Here is a 2,500-nt window from a genome sequence, read left to right on the forward strand (position 1 = left end):
ACCAGGGTTTGATAAGCCTGAAAACACCGCAGCCTATAAAGAAATACTCAGAATTTTAGAAGCAGCAAAAAAAAGAAATTTATTGGCCGGCATTCATAATGGTACTGTTGAATATGCTCAAAAGATGATTTCTAAAGGGTTTAATTTAGTTACCGTAGGTGCTGACCAAAGATTTATGAGCTCTGGAGCTAAGAAAGCCATAGAAAAAATTAAGGGTGTTAAAGAGAAGTCTGAATCTAAAGGTTATTAAATTAAGATGAGTTTTTATGTTTATATGCTCAAGTCTTTGAGCAGAAGATCAGTTACGTATGTTGGATACACAAATAATTTAGTTAAAAGAATCGCTCTTCATAATAGTAATAAAGGAGCTAAATTTACTAGAGGCAGAAAATGGAAACTTATTTATAAGGAAAAATATAATTCAAAAAAAGAGGCAATTTCTAGAGAATATTATATAAAGAATAATAGAACATTTAGAAATAAGATAAAAAATGAAAATCTCAGTACTACTACCATATAAAGAGAATTTTTCTCCTGAGTATCCTGGTGCCGTATCTTTGTTTGTATACGAAACAAGTAAAATAAGTAAATTTAAAAAAAATATAACAGTATATGGAAATACTGATTTTAAGAAAATTTTTAATTTAAGATATGTAAATATAAGTTTAAGAAAAAATCTTTTTTCTAGCCAAACAAAAAATTATGTTAAGAAATTTATTCAGCTTGAAAAAAAAAATGACTCAACAATAATAGAAATTCATAATAGACCAAGTTATATTCAAATATTATCAAAAGAAATAAAAAAGAAAATATTTACTTTATATTTTCATAATGATCCTTTGTCCATGGATGGATCTCAAACTATACAAGAAAGAAAAAATCTACTTAAAACTTGTTATAAAATTATATTTAATAGTTCATGGTCTAAAAAAAGATTTTTGGAAGGCTTAGAGAATAAATTTGTTAATAGTGAAAAGTTACTAATTTTTTACCAATCTGCATCAAGGGGATCTCTTGACCTGATAAATAAAAAAGAAAAATGGATTACATTTGTTGGGAAACTTAATAAAGCAAAAGGATATGATGTTTTTGCATCCGCTATAAAAAAAGTACTTAATAAAAATCCAAACTGGAAGGCAAAAATAATTGGTGATGAAAAAAGAGAAAAAATTACTCTTAGTCATAATAGAGCTCACATTCTTGGATTTAAAAAACATAATGAAGTTCTATCAATTTTTAAAAAAACAAGTATAGCTGTTGCTTGTTCTCGTTGGGAAGAACCATTTGGCAGAACAAGCTTAGAAGCGTCAGCAAATGGTTGTGCTGTAATTATTACAAATAAAGGGGGTCTTCCAGAAACTGTGACTGATGCTAAAATTCTTAAAAAATTAAATACAAAAGAATTAACAAAAACGATCAATTTACTGATTAAAAACGATAAATTAAGGAAAAAACTTCAAAAATTATCAATTAAGAATTTTTACCTAACACATTCTTATGTAGCAGCATCAATTGATAATTATAGGTCTGAAAAAATAAGCTACTTAAAAAAGATAAATACTGAAAGAAATCTTAAAAATTTGAGAATTTTACACATTACTAATTTTAACGAAAGACTAGACGGTAGACTTTTTTTTAATACAGGTAGAAGAATAAACAATGGATTTATAAGACTAGGTCATAGTGTTTTAGGTTTTAGTGACAGAGATATTCAAAAATATTATAAAAATTTTAAAGACTTTAAAGGAGCTAAGACCTTAAATGAGAAACTAAGAAAAACTTGTTATAATTATAAACCAGATATAATTATGCTTGGACATGCCGACCTAATATCTGCAGATCAAATAGCTGAATTAAGAAATGATTATCCAAATGTAAAATTTGGTCAATGGTTTTTAGATCCTTTAAATAAAAAAGGGCCTGATTATGAAAGAAATAAAAATCGAATACTTGATAAGATTGAGCATTTAGATGCCTCTTTTGTTACTACGAGTCCTTCTGTATTAAATTTCTTGCCAAAAAACAATAATAATTTTTATATACCAAATCCTAGCGATGACTCTTTTGAAACATTAAATAATTTTTTAAAACCATGTAATGTTGACGTTTTTTTTGCACTCAGTCACGGTGTTCATAGAGGTGTTTTAAAATCTGGTAAGATTGATGATAGAATAACATTTCTAAAAAATTTATCTGAAAGAACACCAGATGTTAAATTTGATATTTATGGGATAGATAAAATTCAACCTATTTGGGCAGATCATTATTTTAAAACAATTGCTAATGCAAAAATGGGCCTAAATTTAAGTAGAGGCGAAGCAATTAAATATTACAGTAGTGATAGAATTACACAAATTGTTGGTAATGGTTTGGTGTGTTTAATTGATGAAAAAACACAATACAGAGATTTTTTTGACAATTCTGAAATGGTTTTTTACAAAAACGTAAGTGATTTATCTGAAAAGATTTTAAAAATCTCTAGAGATGAAAAACTAAGAAA

The 2,500-nt window shown here is 26.8% G+C and carries 2 protein-coding genes and 1 pseudogene; all 3 read left to right on the top strand.

Features of this window, described 5'->3' with window-relative positions; translation table 11 throughout:
* Nucleotides 1-250: pseudogene (locus AMN78_RS04140) on the top strand (2,4-dihydroxyhept-2-ene-1,7-dioic acid aldolase); the annotation flags it as partial.
* A gap of 24 nt (nucleotides 251-274) precedes the next feature.
* Nucleotides 275-520 carry a GIY-YIG nuclease family protein gene (locus tag AMN78_RS00010; protein ID WP_256997673.1) on the top strand — a complete coding sequence of 82 codons (246 nt, stop codon included), beginning with the start codon at nucleotides 275-277 and terminating at the stop codon, nucleotides 518-520.
* A partial coding sequence (locus tag AMN78_RS00015; RefSeq protein ID WP_075533596.1) for a glycosyltransferase occupies nucleotides 492-2,500 on the top strand: 2,009 nt, incomplete at its 3' end. The genes AMN78_RS00010 and AMN78_RS00015, both read left to right, overlap by 29 nt.

It is taken from the genome of Candidatus Pelagibacter communis (genome assembly GCF_001179945.1).
In the GTDB taxonomy this organism is placed as follows: domain Bacteria; phylum Pseudomonadota; class Alphaproteobacteria; order Pelagibacterales; family Pelagibacteraceae; genus Pelagilacustribacter; species Pelagilacustribacter ubique_A.

Bases quoted from the DNA above. Each gene is read 5' to 3' on its own strand.
- AMN78_RS00010 (WP_256997673.1), top strand. From the start codon at position 275: ATGCTCAAGTCTTTGAGCAGAAGATCAGTTACGTATGTTGGATACACA.